Origin of the sequence: Rhizobium sp. ZW T2_16 (assembly GCF_044987325.1) — a bacterium.
Lineage (GTDB): Bacteria > Pseudomonadota > Alphaproteobacteria > Rhizobiales > Rhizobiaceae > Neorhizobium > Neorhizobium cellulosilyticum.
This window is the reverse complement of the sequence record NZ_JBJDRG010000022.1, coordinates 1-18,359: the sequence shown is the minus strand read 5'-3', so window position 1 is coordinate 18,359 and position 18,359 is coordinate 1. Positions and strand designations below refer to the sequence as shown.

17 protein-coding genes are annotated in these 18,359 nt (G+C 59.9%); 12 read left to right on the top strand and 5 right to left on the bottom strand.

The window, feature by feature from the left end; translation table 11 throughout:
• Positions 1-55: 55 nt before the first annotated feature.
• The 4 genes from ACI3K0_RS26750 to ACI3K0_RS26735 form a co-directional block, all read right to left on the bottom strand.
• On the bottom strand, positions 56-2,059 hold the full coding sequence (locus ACI3K0_RS26750; RefSeq protein ID WP_404946579.1) for an ATP-binding cassette domain-containing protein: 2,004 nt from the start codon (positions 2,057-2,059) through the stop codon (positions 56-58).
• Positions 2,059-2,988 (bottom strand): ABC transporter permease, encoded by a 930-nt coding sequence (locus tag ACI3K0_RS26745; protein ID WP_404946578.1) that lies wholly within the window; start codon positions 2,986-2,988, stop codon positions 2,059-2,061. The genes ACI3K0_RS26750 and ACI3K0_RS26745 overlap by 1 nt, the downstream gene beginning before the upstream one ends.
• Positions 2,989-3,055: 67 nt before the next feature.
• Positions 3,056-4,090, bottom strand: a complete 1,035-nt coding sequence (locus ACI3K0_RS26740; RefSeq protein WP_404946577.1) for a leucyl aminopeptidase — start codon at positions 4,088-4,090, stop codon at positions 3,056-3,058.
• A gap of 13 nt (positions 4,091-4,103) precedes the next feature.
• Complete coding sequence (locus tag ACI3K0_RS26735; protein ID WP_404946576.1) at positions 4,104-5,579, bottom strand: 4-hydroxyphenylacetate 3-hydroxylase N-terminal domain-containing protein; 1,476 nt, start codon at positions 5,577-5,579, stop codon at positions 4,104-4,106.
• Between the two features lie 605 nt (positions 5,580-6,184).
• Here ACI3K0_RS26735 and ACI3K0_RS26730 point away from each other — a divergent pair.
• The 12 genes from ACI3K0_RS26730 to ACI3K0_RS26675 all read left to right on the top strand — a co-directional run bounded on the left by ACI3K0_RS26730 (position 6,185) and on the right by ACI3K0_RS26675 (position 17,818).
• Entirely contained in the window at positions 6,185-6,877 is a 693-nt protein-coding gene (locus ACI3K0_RS26730) for a FadR/GntR family transcriptional regulator (RefSeq protein WP_404946575.1), read from the top strand.
• Between the two features lie 59 nt (positions 6,878-6,936).
• Positions 6,937-7,494, top strand: coding sequence for a flavin reductase family protein (locus tag ACI3K0_RS26725; protein ID WP_404946574.1), 558 nt, complete (start codon positions 6,937-6,939; stop codon positions 7,492-7,494).
• A gap of 476 nt (positions 7,495-7,970) precedes the next feature.
• On the top strand, positions 7,971-8,825 hold the full coding sequence (locus ACI3K0_RS26720; RefSeq protein WP_404946573.1) for a (2Fe-2S)-binding protein: 855 nt from the start codon (positions 7,971-7,973) through the stop codon (positions 8,823-8,825).
• 133 nt (positions 8,826-8,958) lie between these two features.
• On the top strand, positions 8,959-11,352 hold the full coding sequence (locus tag ACI3K0_RS26715) for a TonB-dependent receptor domain-containing protein (protein WP_404946572.1): 2,394 nt from the start codon (positions 8,959-8,961) through the stop codon (positions 11,350-11,352).
• 57 nt (positions 11,353-11,409) lie between these two features.
• Entirely contained in the window at positions 11,410-12,342 is a 933-nt protein-coding gene (locus tag ACI3K0_RS26710; RefSeq protein ID WP_404946571.1) for an iron-siderophore ABC transporter substrate-binding protein, read from the top strand.
• Complete coding sequence (locus ACI3K0_RS26705) at positions 12,339-13,367, top strand: FecCD family ABC transporter permease (RefSeq protein WP_404946570.1); 1,029 nt, start codon at positions 12,339-12,341, stop codon at positions 13,365-13,367. The genes ACI3K0_RS26710 and ACI3K0_RS26705 overlap by 4 nt, the downstream gene beginning before the upstream one ends.
• On the top strand, positions 13,364-14,353 hold the full coding sequence (locus tag ACI3K0_RS26700; protein WP_404946569.1) for a FecCD family ABC transporter permease: 990 nt from the start codon (positions 13,364-13,366) through the stop codon (positions 14,351-14,353). Before ACI3K0_RS26705 ends, ACI3K0_RS26700 begins: the two co-directional genes overlap by 4 nt.
• Entirely contained in the window at positions 14,340-15,134 is a 795-nt protein-coding gene (locus ACI3K0_RS26695) for an ABC transporter ATP-binding protein (RefSeq protein ID WP_404946568.1), read from the top strand. Before ACI3K0_RS26700 ends, ACI3K0_RS26695 begins: the two co-directional genes overlap by 14 nt.
• Before the next feature lie 282 nt (positions 15,135-15,416).
• On the top strand, positions 15,417-15,959 hold the full coding sequence (locus ACI3K0_RS26690) for an RNA polymerase sigma factor (protein ID WP_404946567.1): 543 nt from the start codon (positions 15,417-15,419) through the stop codon (positions 15,957-15,959).
• Between the two features lie 124 nt (positions 15,960-16,083).
• Positions 16,084-17,043: a FecR family protein gene (locus ACI3K0_RS26685; RefSeq protein WP_404946566.1), complete on the top strand. Its 960-nt coding sequence runs from the start codon at positions 16,084-16,086 to the stop codon at positions 17,041-17,043.
• Between the two features lie 192 nt (positions 17,044-17,235).
• Positions 17,236-17,517, top strand: coding sequence for a type II toxin-antitoxin system ParD family antitoxin (locus ACI3K0_RS26680; protein WP_112507570.1), 282 nt, complete (start codon positions 17,236-17,238; stop codon positions 17,515-17,517).
• Positions 17,507-17,818 carry a type II toxin-antitoxin system RelE/ParE family toxin gene (locus ACI3K0_RS26675; RefSeq protein ID WP_404946565.1) on the top strand — a complete coding sequence of 104 codons (312 nt, stop codon included), beginning with the start codon at positions 17,507-17,509 and terminating at the stop codon, positions 17,816-17,818. Before ACI3K0_RS26680 ends, ACI3K0_RS26675 begins: the two co-directional genes overlap by 11 nt.
• A gap of 287 nt (positions 17,819-18,105) precedes the next feature.
• Here ACI3K0_RS26675 and ACI3K0_RS26670 read toward each other — a convergent pair.
• The coding region (locus ACI3K0_RS26670; protein WP_404946564.1) for a DDE-type integrase/transposase/recombinase at positions 18,106-18,359 on the bottom strand (254 nt) is incomplete at its 5' end.

The window sequence follows — 18,359 nt, the reverse complement described above, 5'->3', positions numbered from 1 at the left end:
GAATAAGGGGGAAGGGTTCCGTTTGTAGTTATTGCTTGTCTTTTTCTCAGTATTTTTACTGCGTCATGACATGCGCGGTCTCAGGCACCCAGAATAGCCGGCGGCTGGCGCCCTGCTCGGGGATCTCGACCGTGCCGTCGAGCGGACGGGTGACGGTGATCGGACCATGGGCGGTCTCAAACTGCATGTGCAGCAGGCTGCCGAGGAAGCGGGCATTGGTCAGCGTGCCCTCAAGCGCCCATTCGGGTGCCGTCTCGCCGACTGTCGCAAGCCGCACGGTTTCGGGCCTGACGCAGAGGATTGCGCCGCCTGACCGGGCCTCGGCCAGAGGAAACGCACCAGCGCTGGAGGTCAGGATGTTGCCGTCGGCGGTGCCGTGGAACAGGTTGGATTCGCCGAAGAAGTTGGCGACGAAGCTGTTCTGCGGCTTCAGGTAGAGATCACGAGGGCTTGCGACCTGCTGGACGCGGCCCTGGTCGAGAACGGCAACCCGGTCCGACATGTTGAGCGCTTCTTCCTGGTCATGGGTGACGAAGATCACCGTCTGGCCGAGACTCTGCTGCAGGCTGCGGATCTCCCGCTGCATCTCGACGCGCAGGTTGCGGTCGAGCGCCGAGAGCGGCTCGTCCATCAAAAGCGCGCGCGGACCGAAGGAGATCGAGCGGGCAAGCGCGATACGCTGCTGCTGGCCGCCGGAGAGCTGGGAGATGCGGCGGTCGGCGAAGTCCTGCATATGGACGCGCTCCAGCGCCCACTTGACCTTGGCCTGCTGCTCCGCCTTCGAGATGCCGCGGGCCCTGAGCGGATAGGCAACATTCTGGGCGACCGTCATATGCGGGAAAAGCGCATAGGACTGGAACACGACGCCGATGTCGCGCTGATGCGGCGGTACGCGGGAAATGTCGCGCTTGCCGAGCATCAGGCGGCCGGCATCCGGCGAGATGAAGCCGGCGATCAGCATCAGGAGCGTCGTCTTGCCCGAGCCGGACGGCCCGAGAATGGTCATGAATTCGCCGGGCTTGACGGAAAAGTTCGCTTCCTCGACGACGACCTTGTCGCCATAGAACTTGCTCAGGTGCTGGAAATCGATGCCGTAGCCATGCTGTTCGCCGACCTTCGCAGCGGCGGTCTTCTGAGGTGCGACAACAGGGGCAGCGAGCTCGGTGGCAGGTGCGGCGGTCTTGATCGCGACATTCATGGGGAGAGATCCGTTTGCAGTGAGGGCGGTGGCGGCGAGGGCTTTCTTGCGGCGCGCGAGGTGGCCGTTGCGCGACATCCGCCAGAGGCTCCAGCCTCCGAAGGCGGTAAGCACGAGGAAAAGCTGGACGGACGCAATCGAGGTGATGGTCTTGTCGAGGCCGTTCTGGCTGAGACCGTCCCACATCTTGCGCGGCAGCGTCTCGAAGCGGGGGCTGGCCAGGAACTGGGCGAGAACCACTTCGTCGAAGGAAAACACGAAGGAGAAGATGGCAGCGGCGATGATCGCAGGCACCAACAGTGGCAGGATCACCTCGAACAGGGTGCGCAATTGGGTGGCGCCGAGCGAGGCGGATGCTCGTTCATAGGCGGGGTCGAGGCTTGCCAGCCGCGACATGACCGGCATCACCACGAAGGGCAGCACGACGATGGCATGGGCGATCGCCAGCGCCCAGAGCGAACCGAGCAGGCCGTTACGGGCAAAGACGATATAGAGGCCGACGGAGATCACCATCAGCGGCACGATCATCGGCGCGATGAAGAACATCTTCAGGAATTTCGAAAGCGCCTGGTTCTCGATCCGCGACATGCCGATCGCAGCAGCCGTTCCGACGACGGTTGCCATCAGCGTGGCGAGGGCTGCGACCTGCAGCGACAGCAGTGCATCCTGACCCCAGCGCGGGTCGTCGAGCAGGTTGCGGTACCATTCGAGCGACAGTTCCTTCGGCGGGAAGACAATGGCGCTCCCCTCCCCGAAGCTGATCGGCACGATCATGAGGACCGGCATGATGATGATGACGAGCATCACCCAGCCGTAGATCTTCAAGGCGCGCGCGGCGTTTCCCTGGATCAGGAGTTCCATTATTTTGCTCCCCTGGCGTAGATGCGGTCGACGCCGGCAATGCGGTCGTAGAGAAAGAGAAGGCCGATGCAGAAGACGAGCAGGACCATGGATGTGGCGGCCGCCAGTTGCAGGTTGCCGAGTTGCTGGATCTGGTCTCGGATCGCCATGACGATGGTGGGCGCGCGGCCGCCGCCCAGAATGGCCGGGGTTATGAAGAAGCCGAAGGCAAGCGTGAAGACCAGCATCGAGCCGGCAACCAGGCCCGGCAGGCTGAGTGGCAGGTAGATGTCCCGGAACACTCTGGCCGGGCTGGAGCCAAGGCTGAGGCCCGCCCGGACATAAGCCGGGTCGATCGCCTTCATTGCCGGGATCAGGGTAATGACCATGAATGGCAGCAGGATATGCACCATGCCGATGTAGGCGCCGAGCTTGTTGTAGACGAGTTCCAGCGGGCTATCGATGATGCCGATATTGATCAGGAAATTGTTCACCAGGCCGCGCCGCTGCAGAATGATGATCCAGGCGAAGGTGCGGGCAAGGAAGCTCAGCCAGAGCGTAATGAAGAGGACTACGCCCATCCACTGGGCGAAGCGGGAGCTGACATTGACCATCAGATAGGCAAGCGGATAGGCGAAAAGCGCGCAGAGGACCGTGGTCAGCAGGGCCAGCTGCAGCGTGAACATCAAAAGCTTCAGATAGACCGGCTGGGCGAGATCGATGTAGCCCTGGAACGAAAACCCGGTCTTCGAACCGCCGCCGAAGCTCATCCACAAGAGGACGAGCAGCGGCATGACGAAAACCGCCACCATGGCGACCGTCGGCACGATCATCAGCGATAGGGTCAGGCCCCGCTGCTGCCGTTGCCAGGCCGTGAGCGTCACGCTGGCCACATCGGGCAACAGCCTGCTGCCCTTCCCGGCCGGTCCGGATGCTTCTATCGGACTCATGGATTCTCCTGTCATTCCCCGCGATCGATCAAAGTGCGGCCCCCGGCATGCAGGGGCCGGTTCACGTTCAGACGGCCATTTCCGGGATCACGACGCGACCCTTGTCGACGATCGTCACACCATCCAGCGACAGCGAGCTTTTGCGCAGCGGGATATCCATGTGGCACATGGTATCGTTGGTGCCGCCGAGCTCCGTATTCGGGCCGGTCGAGAACAGCACGTTGCCGTAATAGCTCAGCGAGTTGACGCTGATTTCCTGGGTACGGGTGCGGGTGATCGCCCGGTGGAACCAGGTCGCGGTGTTCAGAAGACCCCAGCCGATATGGCTGATCGCGTAGGCGCGCGGGTCGTTGAAGCTTTCCATGTAGTCGCGCAGCAGCGGCGCATCCATGCCGTCACCTTCGATATCGGTGACGAAGCCGTCCTTGATGGTCAGCTTGACCGGGCTTTCGATCATCCGCTGGAAGGCAGTGACGGTGTCGCCGGGCATAACCATGACCGTGCCGTTGACCTTGCCGTCAGTCGCCTGGCTCAGCACCTGGCCGGTTGCCATATGGTCCCAGCGGCCAGGCGTGTCTGTATAACCATACTGGGTCATCACCCGGTAACCGCCCAGCTCGTAGGTCGCGTCGGTGCCGGCTTCCGACCAGATGCGAAGGGTCTTCGCCTTGCCGAGCAGCTGTTCGCCGAACTCGATGCGGCGGCGCAGGTCGGTATTCGGAAAATTCTGGGCTAGAACGTCGAAGGGTTCGCGGACGAACAGCATGCGGGCGCCGGCTGCGCAGATCTCGTCCTGTTCGGGCGAAAACAGCGTACCCATCACGTCGATGATGATGTCAGCCTTCTTCAGGGCCTCGATCACCGGCCGGTTGCCGGCAATCGCCGTCTTGCCGGTGGTCTGGCGAGCAGAGCGGCGTTCGCGCAACGGGACCGTGATCTGGAACGGCGTCGCTCCGAGATCACGCGCAGCAATCATGAAGGCCTCGGCGTAATCGGCACGGATATCGTGCTCGCCAAGGATGATGATCGTTTCTTCTGGCTTCAGTGCGCAGAGCTTCAGCTGTTCGGTGAATAATTTCACCATTTCATGTTGCGTAGTCATTGGTCGGACATCCTCAATCCAGCGCGGCAATCTTCTTGAGATCCGCCACCATCGCGGCGGTATCGAATTCGGCGACCAGACGCTCGCGCATGCGCGGGGCCGGGCTGGCATTGACGTTTTCGAACAGCGCCACGCGGCCGGCGAGCGACGAGCAGGTCAGATCCCAGATGAAATTCATCAGCTTTTCCTTCTGCATGCCGGTCACGCCCTTGCCCGGCAGCAACTCTGCAAGATCGGGGCCAATATCGGGATTTTCGAAAGCGGCCTTGCCGAAGCGCATCACCAGGCCCTGGCCGCACATTTCCTGCAGCACATGGATGATGTGCGGGTAGTTGCGGATCGCATAGAGACGGCCGGTCGTGATCATCATCACATCGGGGCACATCACACCGCTTTCGTTGATCTCCGCATTGGCTTCGGCCGCGACGATGAAGGCTTCGAGCGTGCGGTTATATTCGATGATCTCGGCCAGCATGCCGCGAACGCCGGGGATCTGGCCGGTGCCGAGCACTTCCGTCACCAGCTTGGCGCAGGCGACGAAGACTTCCGACTTCACCTTGAGGCGGGTCAGCACGTGATAATGGGCAAAAAGCGTCGCCTTGCCCGAGATGGCTGAGACATGCTCGTTGCCGAGATTGAAGATCCGCTCCTTGGGAACGAACACATTCTTGAAGATGACCAGCTGGTCGGCTTCCTCGCCCTTGTGGTTGAGCGGATGGTCGAAGGGATCGGCGCCCGGGTTGGACAGCATTTCGCGGCTGACCAGCTTGATGCCGTCTGAATTGATCGGCACCGAACCCCAGACGGCGGCTTCCGCCGGCGTACCGGGATAGGCGAGGTTGGAGAAGAAGATTTCGTTGGTCTGGGCTGCGATCGAGCCGACCGACTTGGCGCCGGAGATATAGACGCCGTCCTTCTCTACCCGCTTGACGCGCAGAAGTGAGGCGGCCTGGGCGAGCGGCGACGATCGGTCGTTCTGCGGGCCGGTGAGGCTTTCGGCGCAGGTGATCGAGTTCAGACGACCGAATTCGACATAACGCTGAACGTTCTCGATGAAGTCGGGCTGGCATTCAGGAAACGCCGACTTGAAGTCCTTGAAGAGGTGCAGATGCGCGAGAATGCCGACGGCAAGCGTCGGACCGAGATCCGGCGGACGGCCAAAGGTACCGACGGTCTTGCGAGACGTGTATTCCATCATCTGGCGGCGACCGATGAGGTCTTCCATCGTTTCCGGAACCTGCCATGAGCGGGTGGTCATCAGACCGGTCTTGCGGTCCAGCACTGTGGTCGCATCGGCGTATTCTGGCGTGAACTGGTCGTCGAACATCGATGCCATCAGATCGATGCCGGCGGCCAGTGCCGGTTCGTCGGTGACCTTGTCCAGCTTCTGTCCGTTGACCCAGAGCTGGCGTCCATCATCCAGCGAGGCCTTGAATTCCTCACCGGTCTTCAGCGCATGTTTCGGCATGATTTTTGTCATCGTGTTCATCTGTCTGGCTTCCGTCTCTTCAGCCTGGTCCGGCCACGCGAGAAGCGCTCCGGAACGATTGGCACACAGGTATCCTGCCGCTCCGGAGGCCCGGATCGGGACATGTCGTGATATTCGGCGGCATGAACGCGGCCGGCAATTCGTAACTGTTTTGGTCTAACCCCGTCGACATCTTGGTTGCGACAACCAATTCGCAACCGATGTTCTATCGTTTCTCGAAAGCTAGGCTTTGGTTGTACGCGTGGCAAGCGGAAATTTTCGCAGACGCAGAATAATTTCACGACAAGAAGAGCGCTATTGTGAAAGCATATCAGAGTATCACACTGATTTATCACATTTTTTTTGGAGGAATCCGTGGTGAAAATTTTTTAAGCAGAAATCTTCCTGGTTATTTTATGGGCACAAAACCAGGAAATTATTCGCCAACCAAACGCAACCAATATCAGCTATGGACATTTGGTTGCCTCAACCATATATCTGGTTCAGGGCTGCAGGATGGAAGCTACCGGTAACGGTTTTAAAACTCGGCAACCTGTGCCCGACACAAGCCAGGAAGGTCGCGAACCAACAAAGCGAGCCGCATATATGAAATTCCGGAGGAGCCCATGAGCGCAGATACCGCCATGAAGATTTCGCTTAATTCTATCGAGGGGGTCACCCGCGCCGTTCTCGACATGGCCGAGGATGGCACGGTTCCGCCTGAACGGCAGTTGGCGGAGCAGATCGGCGTCAGCCGTCATCTCCTGCGCAAGGCGCTGTCGGCGCTTCGGGATGATAACCGGATCCCCGAAAGCCGACTGAAAGCCAGCCCTACATCGAAAAGACAGATCCGCAGCGCCGGTAAGTCGATTGCCACTAGGGCCAATATCGCCAGCAAAACCAGCCCGGCGGAATTGTGGGAAGTCCGGCTCCTGATGGAGCCGGAGATCGCACGCCTTGCGGCGATCCGTGGCACCCAGACCGAGATCGAGGATATCGTGGCGGCGCATGCGAAATCGGAACCGGCGGTGTTCGACCGCGGACATGACAACATCTTTCACCGCGCGATCGCCATTGCCAGCCACAACATCCTGGCAGGCTACCTGCTGGAGCAGGTCATGGAACTGACCTATGACGAGACGATCCGCACACGCCTGCCAGCCTATACCAACGAAACCGGCTGGCGCCACCACGAGATGATCGTCGACGCCATCCGTGGCCGGCGGGCAGCCGAGGCCGAAGAGGCGATGCGTGACCATCTGCTGGCAATCCTGCAATGGCTGAACGGCGGCGACACCACGCGGTCGGGCGGAAAATAACGATGCCTAGAGGCGGACATATCGCCTGCTACGGCCCCAAACCAGTCGAGGACGGAAATATGACTGCTTCTGCGCCCCTTACAGAAGGGTTGGTCCCGAACGCTGCCACCCTGAGCGAGATGATTCCCGGTGTCGATGCGCAGGCCTTTCGGGCCGCGATGCGGATCGTCGCGACGCCGGTGACGGTGATCACCACCGGCGCGGGGGACGCGCGTCACGGCATGACCGCATCGGCAGTCTGCTCGTTGAGCGACCAGCCGCCGATGATCATCGCCTGCGTCAATTCGAAGAGCGCGGTATTACCTTATATTCGTGCAAATGGCTGCTTCACGGCAAATTTTCTGGCCGAAGCCCAGTCGGCACTTGCAGAACGGTTCGCCGGAATGACCAAAATCTACGGTCCCGAGCGTTTCGAGTTGGGCACCTGGGGAACACTGGCAACTGGAGCTCCGGTGCTGCACGATGCACTCGCGGCCTTCGATTGCCGGCTGGAATGCGAGTATGATTCTCCGACCCACGCCGTCCTTGTCGGCCGGGTCGAGGCCATCATGCATGAGCCCGCCTCGCGAAGCCTCGTTTATGCGGGCGGACGCTTCAGCTTCCCGCAGGCGCTGTAGATGCGAAGTTCCGACCAAGCTTACTGATAGTAAGGCAATAGAGACTCTTAAGTGTAGCCATCTCGTTCTAGATGCAGCCTCATCTGCCTGCGGCCAAGATGGGTAGCTCGCTATGGGCACCTTTAGCGTCGTCCATATTGGTGCTCTTGAAGGGTATCGAACAGCGGCACCTACTTTTGCACGATGAACGATCGATTTGCTGATCAAAGGTACCGATAAGCACCGAAGGCGGCGCGAAAAATATGTGTGCCGTGATCCCAAACTCGTCCGTTTAATCGTCTCACATCAAGAAGAGCGATGCCAAAACCTGCCTCGCTCAGCAGGACGCGAGAGGAGAGAACTTATGTACATCGACTATGCGGCCGGGGCGTTTGAGTCGCCAAATTTGGCAAGTCGCCTGGCGCCGAGCAGACCTGAAGCTCAGGTGGCACTGTGGCTTGTTTCGATCGCCAACCACCTTTGTCCATAGCTTGGCGATGACGAGTGAATCCAAAACGCTGCGCACCGAAAAGGCATTTATCCAGCGCGCGCTCGACACGCAGATCGCCTATGCGCCGCATGTCTGCACGAGCATCGGCACGCCAGGCGAAGGGTGGACGACAGCAGAGGCCTTCTTTTCCGATGAGAAAGCGATCGACGAATTTCTTGCCTTTGAGCAGTCATTGAATGATGGCACTGACCTGCGGACCGCCGGGGCGTTGCTGATGACGGACTATGGCTACATCCTTGCGGCGGCTACAGTCCCACTATTTGCCGGATTTGGGCTCGTGGCTGATCTTGCACCAAGCTCTGTCGCCCTTTCCTTCTATACTCTTGAGGAACCACATGAGCGACATGTCCATCGCTCAAAGCGCGCGCATGTCCGTTTCCTGACAGAAACCTTCTGGCACGGCCAGTTGAGTGATGCCGCTGACAATGAGCGGTTTCGATGCGAAACCGAACGGCATTTGCGTCCTGTTGTCTCGGTGCTTCACGCCCGCACCACACTCTCCAAGGCCGCGCTTTGGAGGCTCGCTGCCGATGCCATCGCCGGTCAGTTCCTTGAGTTCGGGCGTCAGTTTAGTGAAGTTGAGGCGATAAAGACGGCCGCAATGCACATCCTCAAGATGCCAGGATCGCCGCTCAACAATCGCCAGCTTCACTACTTCGACCTCACCGTCCTCGATAAACAAGATGAGGCTTTTTCCTACACCTTCCGACAGCGCGGCGGATGCTGCCGATATTATCTGGTTAAAGATGGAGAACTTTGCCCGACTTGCGTTCTCAAGGCCCCGATTGCCCGGGATAAGGAGCTGCGCCTCGCGATGCGCCGGCATCTGGGCGTCATCTGAATCGGATCTTTAAAAATTTCGCATCTGAGAGTCCCAAATCCGGAATGCCGAGCGTCTACCCCAGTAGCAGATTGAACGATCGCTTCATGTGGTGGACCGCGGTGCCTCAAACGCCGTGCTGATGGGGGTTTGAATGAACAAGTTTACTTCCGCTTCGCGCAGGGCGCGGGCAGGTATCAAGGCCGCATTCCTGGCGGGAACCACGCTGGGGGCCTTGTTTCCTGTCGCGCCAATGATGATGAAAGAGGCTCGTGCGCAGGTGGCCGCACAGTCGATCACAGTGCCGGCAGGTTCACTGACAGGGGCATTGAACAGCCTTGCGGCTCAGACTGGACTCCAGATTCTATTCGATGCCTCGATCACCGACGGAAAGATGACCCAGGGCGTGAGCGGTACGCTTGCGCCGCAACAGGCATTGAGGACTTTGCTTGCCGGTACCGGCGTCGATGCGCGGTTTGCTGGTAGCAATCAGGTGACATTGCAGGCTTCCACGGGAACGTCCGGCGCGATTTCCGATGATGGTACGACGCTGGAACCGATCACCATCTACGGCGCGCGCAATGCAACGACGCTTGGCGGCACGACCAGCAGCGTTGCGGTCCTGAATTCCAAAACCTTGGCAGATAGCCAGATCCGCACCACACAGGACACCTACCGCCGCATGGCGAACGTGCTGGACAGCGCCACGGTCAATGCGGGCTTCGTCATTCGCGGCATGAGTTCCGAGGGTCTCGTTCCATCCGGAGGGCCGGCTGGTTCGGTGTATGTCGATGGCATCCTGCAGACCCGCTACAACGCTCGTTTCGGCGCGCGTAATCTCTGGGACATGGCACAGGTCGAGGTCTATCGCGGCCCGCAATCGACACTGTCCGGCCGCGCGGCCATGGTCGGCGCTGTCTACCTCAAGTCAAAGGACCCGACTTTCGAGAAGGAGGCCGAAATCTCCGCTACCGTTGGCACCGATCATCTTGTCGGCACCGCATTCATGGTCAACACGCCGCTCGTCGAGGACCAGATCGCGCTGCGTATCTCCGGCGCTTTCGAGCGTTTCCGGGCTCAACCCAGCTACTCCGATTTCAGCAATTTCGATAACCACGACGATCTGATCACCGATATCAGCGGCACCCTGCGGGCGAAGATATTGATCACGCCGTCGGAAATGCCGGATACGCGGGCGCTGCTCAGCTACTCCTATTCGAAAGACCGACCGAACGACGCACTTGTCGGCCTCTATTCAGGCCGCGGCGACTTCAACAATGCGCCTGTTACCTACACCGAATATCGCTGGACCGAGGTCCACAATCTCGGGCTCGAGATCACGCACGACATTTCCGACACTCTGCTATTCACCTCGCAGACCGGCTACAGCTTCGGCATCAACAATCGTCGGTCGATCGATTATGGCACCGCCGGCGTGATCAACGGCATCACCGGCGAAGACGACAATTCCATCTTCACTCAGGAGTTTCGCCTGAACTATGAAGACGGTCCCTGGAAAGCGGTCGCGGGCGTCTATGGGAGCTATGAAGTCTGGGACGGCGCAACCGATATCGTGGCGTTCGACCTCTACCAGCAGAGCGATACGCAACGCCGGAGAACCTCGAACTTCGCTGTGTTCGGCGAAGCGACCTATGAATTCGCGCCGACCTGGTTCGCGACGCTCGGCGGCCGTCTGGACTATCTGAAAGACAGAGATCTTCAGAAGAACTATTTCGGCCTCATAGACCCCGCCGCAGTTCTCACCGGCGAGACGTCGTCACTTAGCGAACTGAACTTTGTGCCCAAACTCGGCATTTCGAAGGAGTTCGGCGACAGCCAGACGGTGGGCCTCGCTTATACGCAAGGCTTCCGCTCTGGCGGCTCTTACTTTGATCGGGCGACCGGTACACTCGGCACCTACGATCCGGAGTATTCTCAGAATGTCGAGCTCTCCTATAAGGGCAGGCTCCTCGACGACCGGCTGACGCTGAACGCCAATCTCTTCTATACCAAATACGAGGACCAGCAGGTCGAGATCCGCCCCGATCCGGCCATCCCTGGCTACCGCATCACCTCGAATGCCGCGACGTCGCGGGCTTGGGGTTTCGAGATCGAGCCCACTTTCGAGGTCAACGACCAGTTCACCGTTTTCACCTCGATCGGGTACCTCAACACAAAATTCATCGAGTTCAATCATGCGGCTCTCTCCCAGCCGCAGGACGGCAAGTCGTTTCCGGAAGCGCCGGAATGGAGCTGGGCTTTCGGTGGACGGTATGAATTCGAAAACGGCATTTTTGTCGGGGCGGATGCAAAGTACACGACCAGCTACAATTCGCGCTTCGGCACGAATGGCATGTACAAGATCGACCCGCGCTTCATAGTCAACGCGCAGACGGGCTTCAAGAAGGACAATTGGGAAGTCACCGCCTTCGTGGAAAATCTCACGGATGAGAAATACTTCACGCTCGTAGATCCGGATTATTCGCTGCCCTTCGGCCAAGCCGGCAAGCGCCGCTCCTTCGGCCTCAACGTCCGCGCCAAGTTCTGATGATGTCGGCCGTGGGGCATCGGCCCCACGGTCTTCCCCTGCCTCGACGACGAAAAGGTGACTGTCTTGCGCTTCTGTCTCGCTCTCCTCGCGCTCCTCGTCGCAGCTTCGCTGGCGCACGCTGCCTGCACAGGTAAAACGGTAACCGAAGCGGTCTACAACGCGCCCATCTGCATTCCGGAGAAGCCGAAACGCATCGTAACGCTGGACCCGTTGATCACGCTTGGGATGCTGATCGAACTCAAGGCGCCGGTCATCGCGACCCCCTATATGGCGATCACAGCGGCGGAGGTGCTCGCTGTGGTGAAGGCGGAGAAGATGGTCGATCTCGGCAATCCCCGGGAGCCGAGCCTCGAACGCGTTGCGGAACTCAAACCGGACCTGATCATCGGCTCTGCCGAAGCCCACTCGGGGATATACGAACAGGCCGCGAAGATCGCGCCGACGGTGTTGTTCAAGCATATGGATTGGAAGAAATACCTCGGCCGCCTCTCTGAGGCGACCGATCGTGAGGGTGCGGCGAATACCGCGCTCAGGGAGTATGATATCCGCGTCGCTGGCATCCGCGAACGGATGAAGGACAGGAACCTCACCGTCTCAACCGTCCGTTTTGCGCCCGACCGCTTTGTCGTCTTTGTTGATGGACCGGAAGCCTATGCTCCTTTCGCCGTGCTGCGTGAGGCCGGGGTAAAGCGCACTGCCTATGAAACCGTGACCGACGGCACGATTGTCAAGCGACCGGACTGGGAAGAGCTCGGCAATCTCGACGGCGACGTGCTGCTCTATGTCTCCGCCAGTGGTTTCGAAAGCGGGCATGACGATGCGCTGGAAAGACAGGTCATCGAAAATCCACTCTGGCAACTGCTGCCCGCCGTTCAGGCCGGGAGCGCCCATCGGGTCGATCGCGGCCCCTGGCAGAGCTTTTACGGCATCGGTTCGGCGAACCGCATCCTCGACGACATCGAACGCTATATCCTGGCGGATCGATGACAGGCCGAAGAGTGCTTCGAAAAACGCGGGCCGAAGGCGGGCAATGGTTTGCCTTGGCGGCCCTTCTCTGCCTGCTGGTCCTCGCCGCCATGAGCGCGATCGCCCTCGGCACGGTCACCATGCCATTTTCAACCATAGCAGCCGCGATCTTTCAGTTCGACGGCTCGCACGACCATCTTCTTGTGACCACCATCCGCCTGCCCCGCGTCATTGCAGCACTCCTTGCCGGCAGCGCGCTTGCCGTTTCCGGTGCCATCATGCAGGCGGTCACGAACAACCCACTCGCCTCGCCCGGTCTGCTCGGCATCAATGCCGGTGCGGCCTTTGCCGTCGTTTGCCTCATGACCGTGTTTGGCTCCAGCACCGGTGATATCTATATTTGGTTCGCCTTTCTCGGTGCCGCGGCCGCCGCGATCGTTGTCTATGCTCTGGGCTCGCTCGGTACGACCGGACAATCCCCGCTCGGCCTGGTGCTGGCGGGGGCCATCGTCGCGACCTTCCTCACCTCGCTCACCACCGCCGTCCTGATCTTCGACCAGAGCACCCTCGACGCCGTGCGCCTCTGGACCGCCGGATCGGTGACGGGGCGAACAATGGCGCAGGCCAGAACCGTCGCGCCCTACATCCTCACCGGCCTCGTTGCAGCCCTCTTTCTAGGACGCAATCTCACGGCGCTCAGCCTCGGGGCGGATGCGTCGCGCTCCCTCGGGCAAAACCCGGTCGTCTGGCGCGGTGTCTCGATTGCCATCATCATCCTGCTTGCAGGCAGTGCCGTGGCGCTTGCCGGGCCGATCGGCTTTGTCGGGCTCGTCGTGCCGCATATCGTGCGTATGTGCGCCGGAGTCGACTACCGCTGGGTCATCCCGTTCTCGGCACTGGCCGGTGCATTTCTGGTGGTGACCGCAGACATCGCCGGGCGCATCATCTTCGGAAGCCAGAGCTTTCCGGTCGGCGTGACGATCGCACTCGTCGGCGCCCCCTTCTTCCTCTATCTCGCCCGAACGCGGCTGAAGACCGAAGCATGATGCGTATTGTCATCGCCCTTACGCTTCTGCTCTGCCTCCTCGTCGCAGCAAGCCTTGCCTTCGGCGATGTCGCTCTAACCTGGCGGGAACTCTATCATGTTGCGACCGGCATGGACGCTACCGGTTCACAGGGCGCGATGATCGTCTTCGACCTTCGACTGCCACGCACCCTGCTCGCCCTTCTTGTCGGTGTGGCGCTTGCGACCGCCGGAACGATCGCGCTCGCCATCATGCGCAATCCGCTGGCGGAACCGGGTGTGCTCGGAATCAACAGCGGCGCGGCGGCGGCCGCCATGGCGGTCATCGTCCTGATGCGGGATCCGCCGGTCGTGCTGCTGCAGGTGGCGGGCTTTTTTGGGGCCGCCGCCATGGCGCTGGCGGTCTACATCCTCGCCTGGCGCGGCGGCACTTCCTCGCTGCGTATTATCCTGATCGGCATCGGTCTTTCCTCGCTCGCAACCGCTGGCACGACCTTCCTCTCCGCCTTCGGCGATATCGGCGACGTGCAGCGGGCAATGATCTGGCTCGCCGGCAGCGTCTATGACGCCAACATGACCAAGGTCCGGCTGCTGGCGCTCTGGCTCGTCATTCCCGTCACGCTCGCCTTTCTGGCTTCGCGCGAACTGGACGTCATCCGCTTCGGTGACAGTTCCGCAAGGAGCCTCGGCCAACCGGTCGACCGGGTACGCGGCGGGATGATCGTGCTGGTCACTGTGCTGTCGGGCGCTTCCGTCGCCGTCTCCGGTCTCATCGGCTTTGTGGGCCTCGTCGCACCGCATATCGCACGCCGGCTGGTCGGCACCGCGTCGCATGCCCGAATCTTCCCGGTCGCAGCGCTCGTCGGGGCCTGCCTCGTCGTCGCGGCGGATCTTCTCGGCCGCATCGTCCTCCCGCCAGTCCAGCTTCCGGCCGGAATCGTCACCGGCCTCGTCGGTGCGCCCTTCTTTGCCTATCTTCTCTGGGGACGCCGAAATGGCCGTGGATAAGGAATTTCCCGTCAAGATCGCCGGCAGGGGCGTCGATATCGACTACGGTCCGCGCCGCATTGTCGAAAAGCTCGATCTCGAAATTCCGGAACGGCGCTTCACCGCCCTGATCGGGCCGAACGGAAGCGGCAAATCCACGATCCTGCGCACCTTCGCGGCGCTCATGAAACCCTCGGGCGGCAGTATTCTTCTCGACGGCCGCGACGTGATGGAACTGTCCACCCGTGACGTCGCCCGCAAGGTGGGCGTCCTGCTGCAGGGACCTGTCGCACCGGACGGCCTGACCGTCGCTGACCTCGTGAGGCTGGGTCGATATCCGCATCGATCGATATTCGGCCGGTGGTCGCCGGAGGATCAGGACGCATGCGACGAGGCGCTGATGCTGACGGGCCTGGCCGATCTTTCCGATCGCGCGCTCGACAGCCTCTCGGGCGGCCAGCGACAGCGCGCCTGGATTGCCATGACGCTGGCGCAACAGGGCGAGGCGATCCTGCTCGATGAGCCGACGACCTACCTCGATCTCGAACATCAGATCGAACTGATGAACCTCATTACCAGGCTCGTCGCCAAACATGGGAAGACAGTCGTTGCAGTCCTCCACGACATCAATCAGGCGGCGCGCTATGCGGAGCATATCGTCATGTTGAAAGACGGCAGGATTACCGCAGCGGGCATGCCCGAGACTGTTATTTCCGCCGAAACCATTGCCGATGTGTTCAAGGTGAAGACGATCGTGATCCGCGATCCGGTTGCCGGAACGCCGCTCTGCATTCCGCTATGACCCGCCCGGCGGCTGTTACCAATATGTTACATCTGCCGTCCTTTTGATACGTGCTCCAGCCCCACCAACTGCCGCCGGCAAAACCGGAAAGCTGGAATCGGGCAACGAAATCAGGCATAAAGGTGAGTATTTCAGTCCTGATTTGTTCGAGCTGCCGAAAATTCGAGAAAAAATTCTAACCTATTGCACTTGCATGGCTTTTCAGAATCGATAACCAATTGGACATCAAAATCCAGCTTTTGTGATCCTGAACCTGACCGTTGGTTTGAAAAGTGTATGCCCATGTTGAGCTCTTCCCCATCACCCCTTGTCTGGGACGGTGTTGACGACAATGACCTGCTGAACCGGGCCATGGAAATGCACTATGACGAAATCACCAGCGCTGTTCGTCGGCATGGGCATCCCTGGTCAACCACGCGCGACGTGGTGCACGATCTTTATGTGAAGCTCGCCGCAAGGCCGGACGTCCTGCAGAACAAACGCTCGATCAAGGCCTTTCTTTGCCGCGCCGCCATCAATCTGGGGATCGATCGGCAACGGCGTGAGACTCGGGAGGCTCGGCTCTTCTCCGGATCAGATCGGCAAGCACTTTCGGTGGCAAGCGCTGGGCCCGCGCCGGACCAGGCATTGGAAATTGAAGCGAGGATCGCAATCCTGCGGGAGGCGATCGCCGAACTGCCGGAACGCCGCCGTATCGTCTTCGTCCTGCACCGGCTGCATCATCTGACTCCGGACCAGATCAGCACCCGGCTCAACATCTCCAGGAACATGGTGGATCGCCATCTGCGCCGCGCCTTCGCCCACTGCCTCGACCGTCTCCTCTGAACTGTCAGGACATCCAGGCGCTAAGGGCGGAAAACCGCCTCGCAGTCATGCCCGATTTCATCTAAGAGTCCCAAACGGACGGCGTCGAACGTCTTAAGGTCAAGGTACAAGTCTGGAGATACCTATGCCGGCCAAGAGAGCGACCGACGCTCAGAAGAAGCGCAACCGCGAAGCGGCCGACTGGATTTTGCGCAACGGCGATCCGAGTCAATCGCCGGCCGAGAAGGCTCGCTTCGAAGATTGGCTCGATCGCGATCCGGAGAACTGTCGCACCTACAGTTCGGCCGAACGCCTGTTGGGCGGTGACGCACGCAAGGCGATCCAGTCCGATCCAGCCCTCGCCGACATCAGAGTAAGACCCCGGAGCGTCGCAAAGCCGATCACCACTGCGGTGCTGGTGGTAATGTTGGCGACAGGCGCCTTCTTCGCGCTCGATGGACCGTTGCGTCTTCAAGCTGACATGATCGCAGGAGCAAGCGAGATGCCCGTCTTCACATTGGAGGACGGTTCCGAGGTGCAGCTTAACGCCTCATCGGCAATCGCCGTGGATTTTACGGACAAGCGTCGTACAATCCGTCTTCTCCGAGGCCAGGCATTCTTCCAGGTCGCCCATGCCCCTGAATGGCCCTTCACGGTGGTGGCCGGTTCGAGCAGCGTGACGGCACTCGGCACCGCGTTCGACGTTCGCTACGGCGACGCGGACACTGGGGTGACCGTTACGGAAAACGCGGTTCAGATGGAATTCGAAGGAGGAAAAGCCAGCGCGATACGCGTCAGCCAAGGTGAGCAGGCGGTTTACGACTACGCAAAGAAGGATACGATTGTCTCGAAAGTCGATGGCCTCGTGTCGCTCGCCTGGAGACGCGGCCAGATTGCTGTCGATAATGTTCAGCTATCTCATGTCGTGGAAGAGATGAACCGCCACTTCGAAGGTCATATTGTCATCCTGGACCAATTGCTTGCGGAGAGGCGAGTCAGCGGAACAATTAGAGTCGCTGCGACTGACGATGCGCTTGCATTCCTGACAAACGTCCTCGGTGTGAAGGTCACCCGTCTCGGGCCACTTGTTGTTATTCGTCGGTGATTAGACAGGCGGACCGTGTGTCATTAGCAAGGTCTTGAGCGGATGTGAACCTACATCCCTGCTATTCCGACTCCATCCGACGGATTGCCCCAGTGACGCTCAAGCGAGCCGATAGACGTGCGCTGTAACGGGGAAGTTGCCGCGCTATATGTTTGGTGGTAATAATTACTACCAAACAAAGTGGAGGTGTCTATGCCCAATGTTGAAAAGGTAAGCGTCTCGATGACCCCGCAACACGCGGAGCTGTTGCGCGATGCCGTTAATAGCGGCGCGTATGCCAGCGGGAGCGAAGTTGTACGCGAAGCCATGCGTGACTGGTCGGCCAAGTGGATGCAGAAGCGCGACGATATCGCTAAGCTACGTGCGATGTGGGAAGAAGGCAAAGCGAGCGGACCTGCCGTCGAAGTGGATTTTGATGCAGTCCTTGAGGAAGCTCGCCAGGAAGTAAAGTCTCCCGCTCCTCATGCCCGCTAAGCTTCTCTGGACGCCGAAGGCGCGTGCCGACATTAAGAAAATTTACGTTGAGATAAGTCGCGATCAGCCTCTCAGCGCGGAGCGATACTTTGCCAATTTTCGTCGCAAGGCGGAAATGCTCATCGCGCATCCGCGTTTGGGCGAGCGTCACCCGGAGGTATTCCGTACCGCCCGGATGTTGGTCGAAGCCCCCTATGTCATACTTTACGAGACAATGCCCGACTCCGACGAAGGTCCTTTTCATGCAGTTGAGATCGTACGAGTAGTGGACGGTCGGCGCGACCTTTCCGCTCTGTTTTGAGAGCCAAAGGGCTGGGATTACGCTGTAAGCAAGGTCACGCGCTCTTGAGGGGATGTGAACCTGAGACCAGGCAGTTTTCAGGCTGATACACTAGTCCGTTTGACACTGAATCCTTCATCAAGCCGCCCAGTTGCGGCCCAGGCACTCCTCACGGATGTGGCAAAGGAGCCGCGCAGAGAGGTCGTTGACGAAAGCTATCGGATCGTCGTGCTGCGAGGATTTATAATGATCAATGGAGTTGTCACGTTATCGAGCGGTGATCGAACTACGCCTGCGGCTCTCCGAGATCAGGCAATCGCGCCCGTCACGGCTTTCCAATGCGCTATTGCGCGGGTGCGGTGAATATGCGTGGCCAGGGCGGATCGTTTGTGATGCGGGGTGACGAAGAGAGTTCGGAGCGCCGAGAAGATCGACATGAACCGCTGCAAGCTGCCGGCTGATCGGAAACCCTGCATCGTGCGTTCCCGTTTCCGGAGCGGCAGATGAGAATTTTCCGCTCGATTGTTGAGACCCTTGTGGGACCAGTGCTCGACAGCCGGCA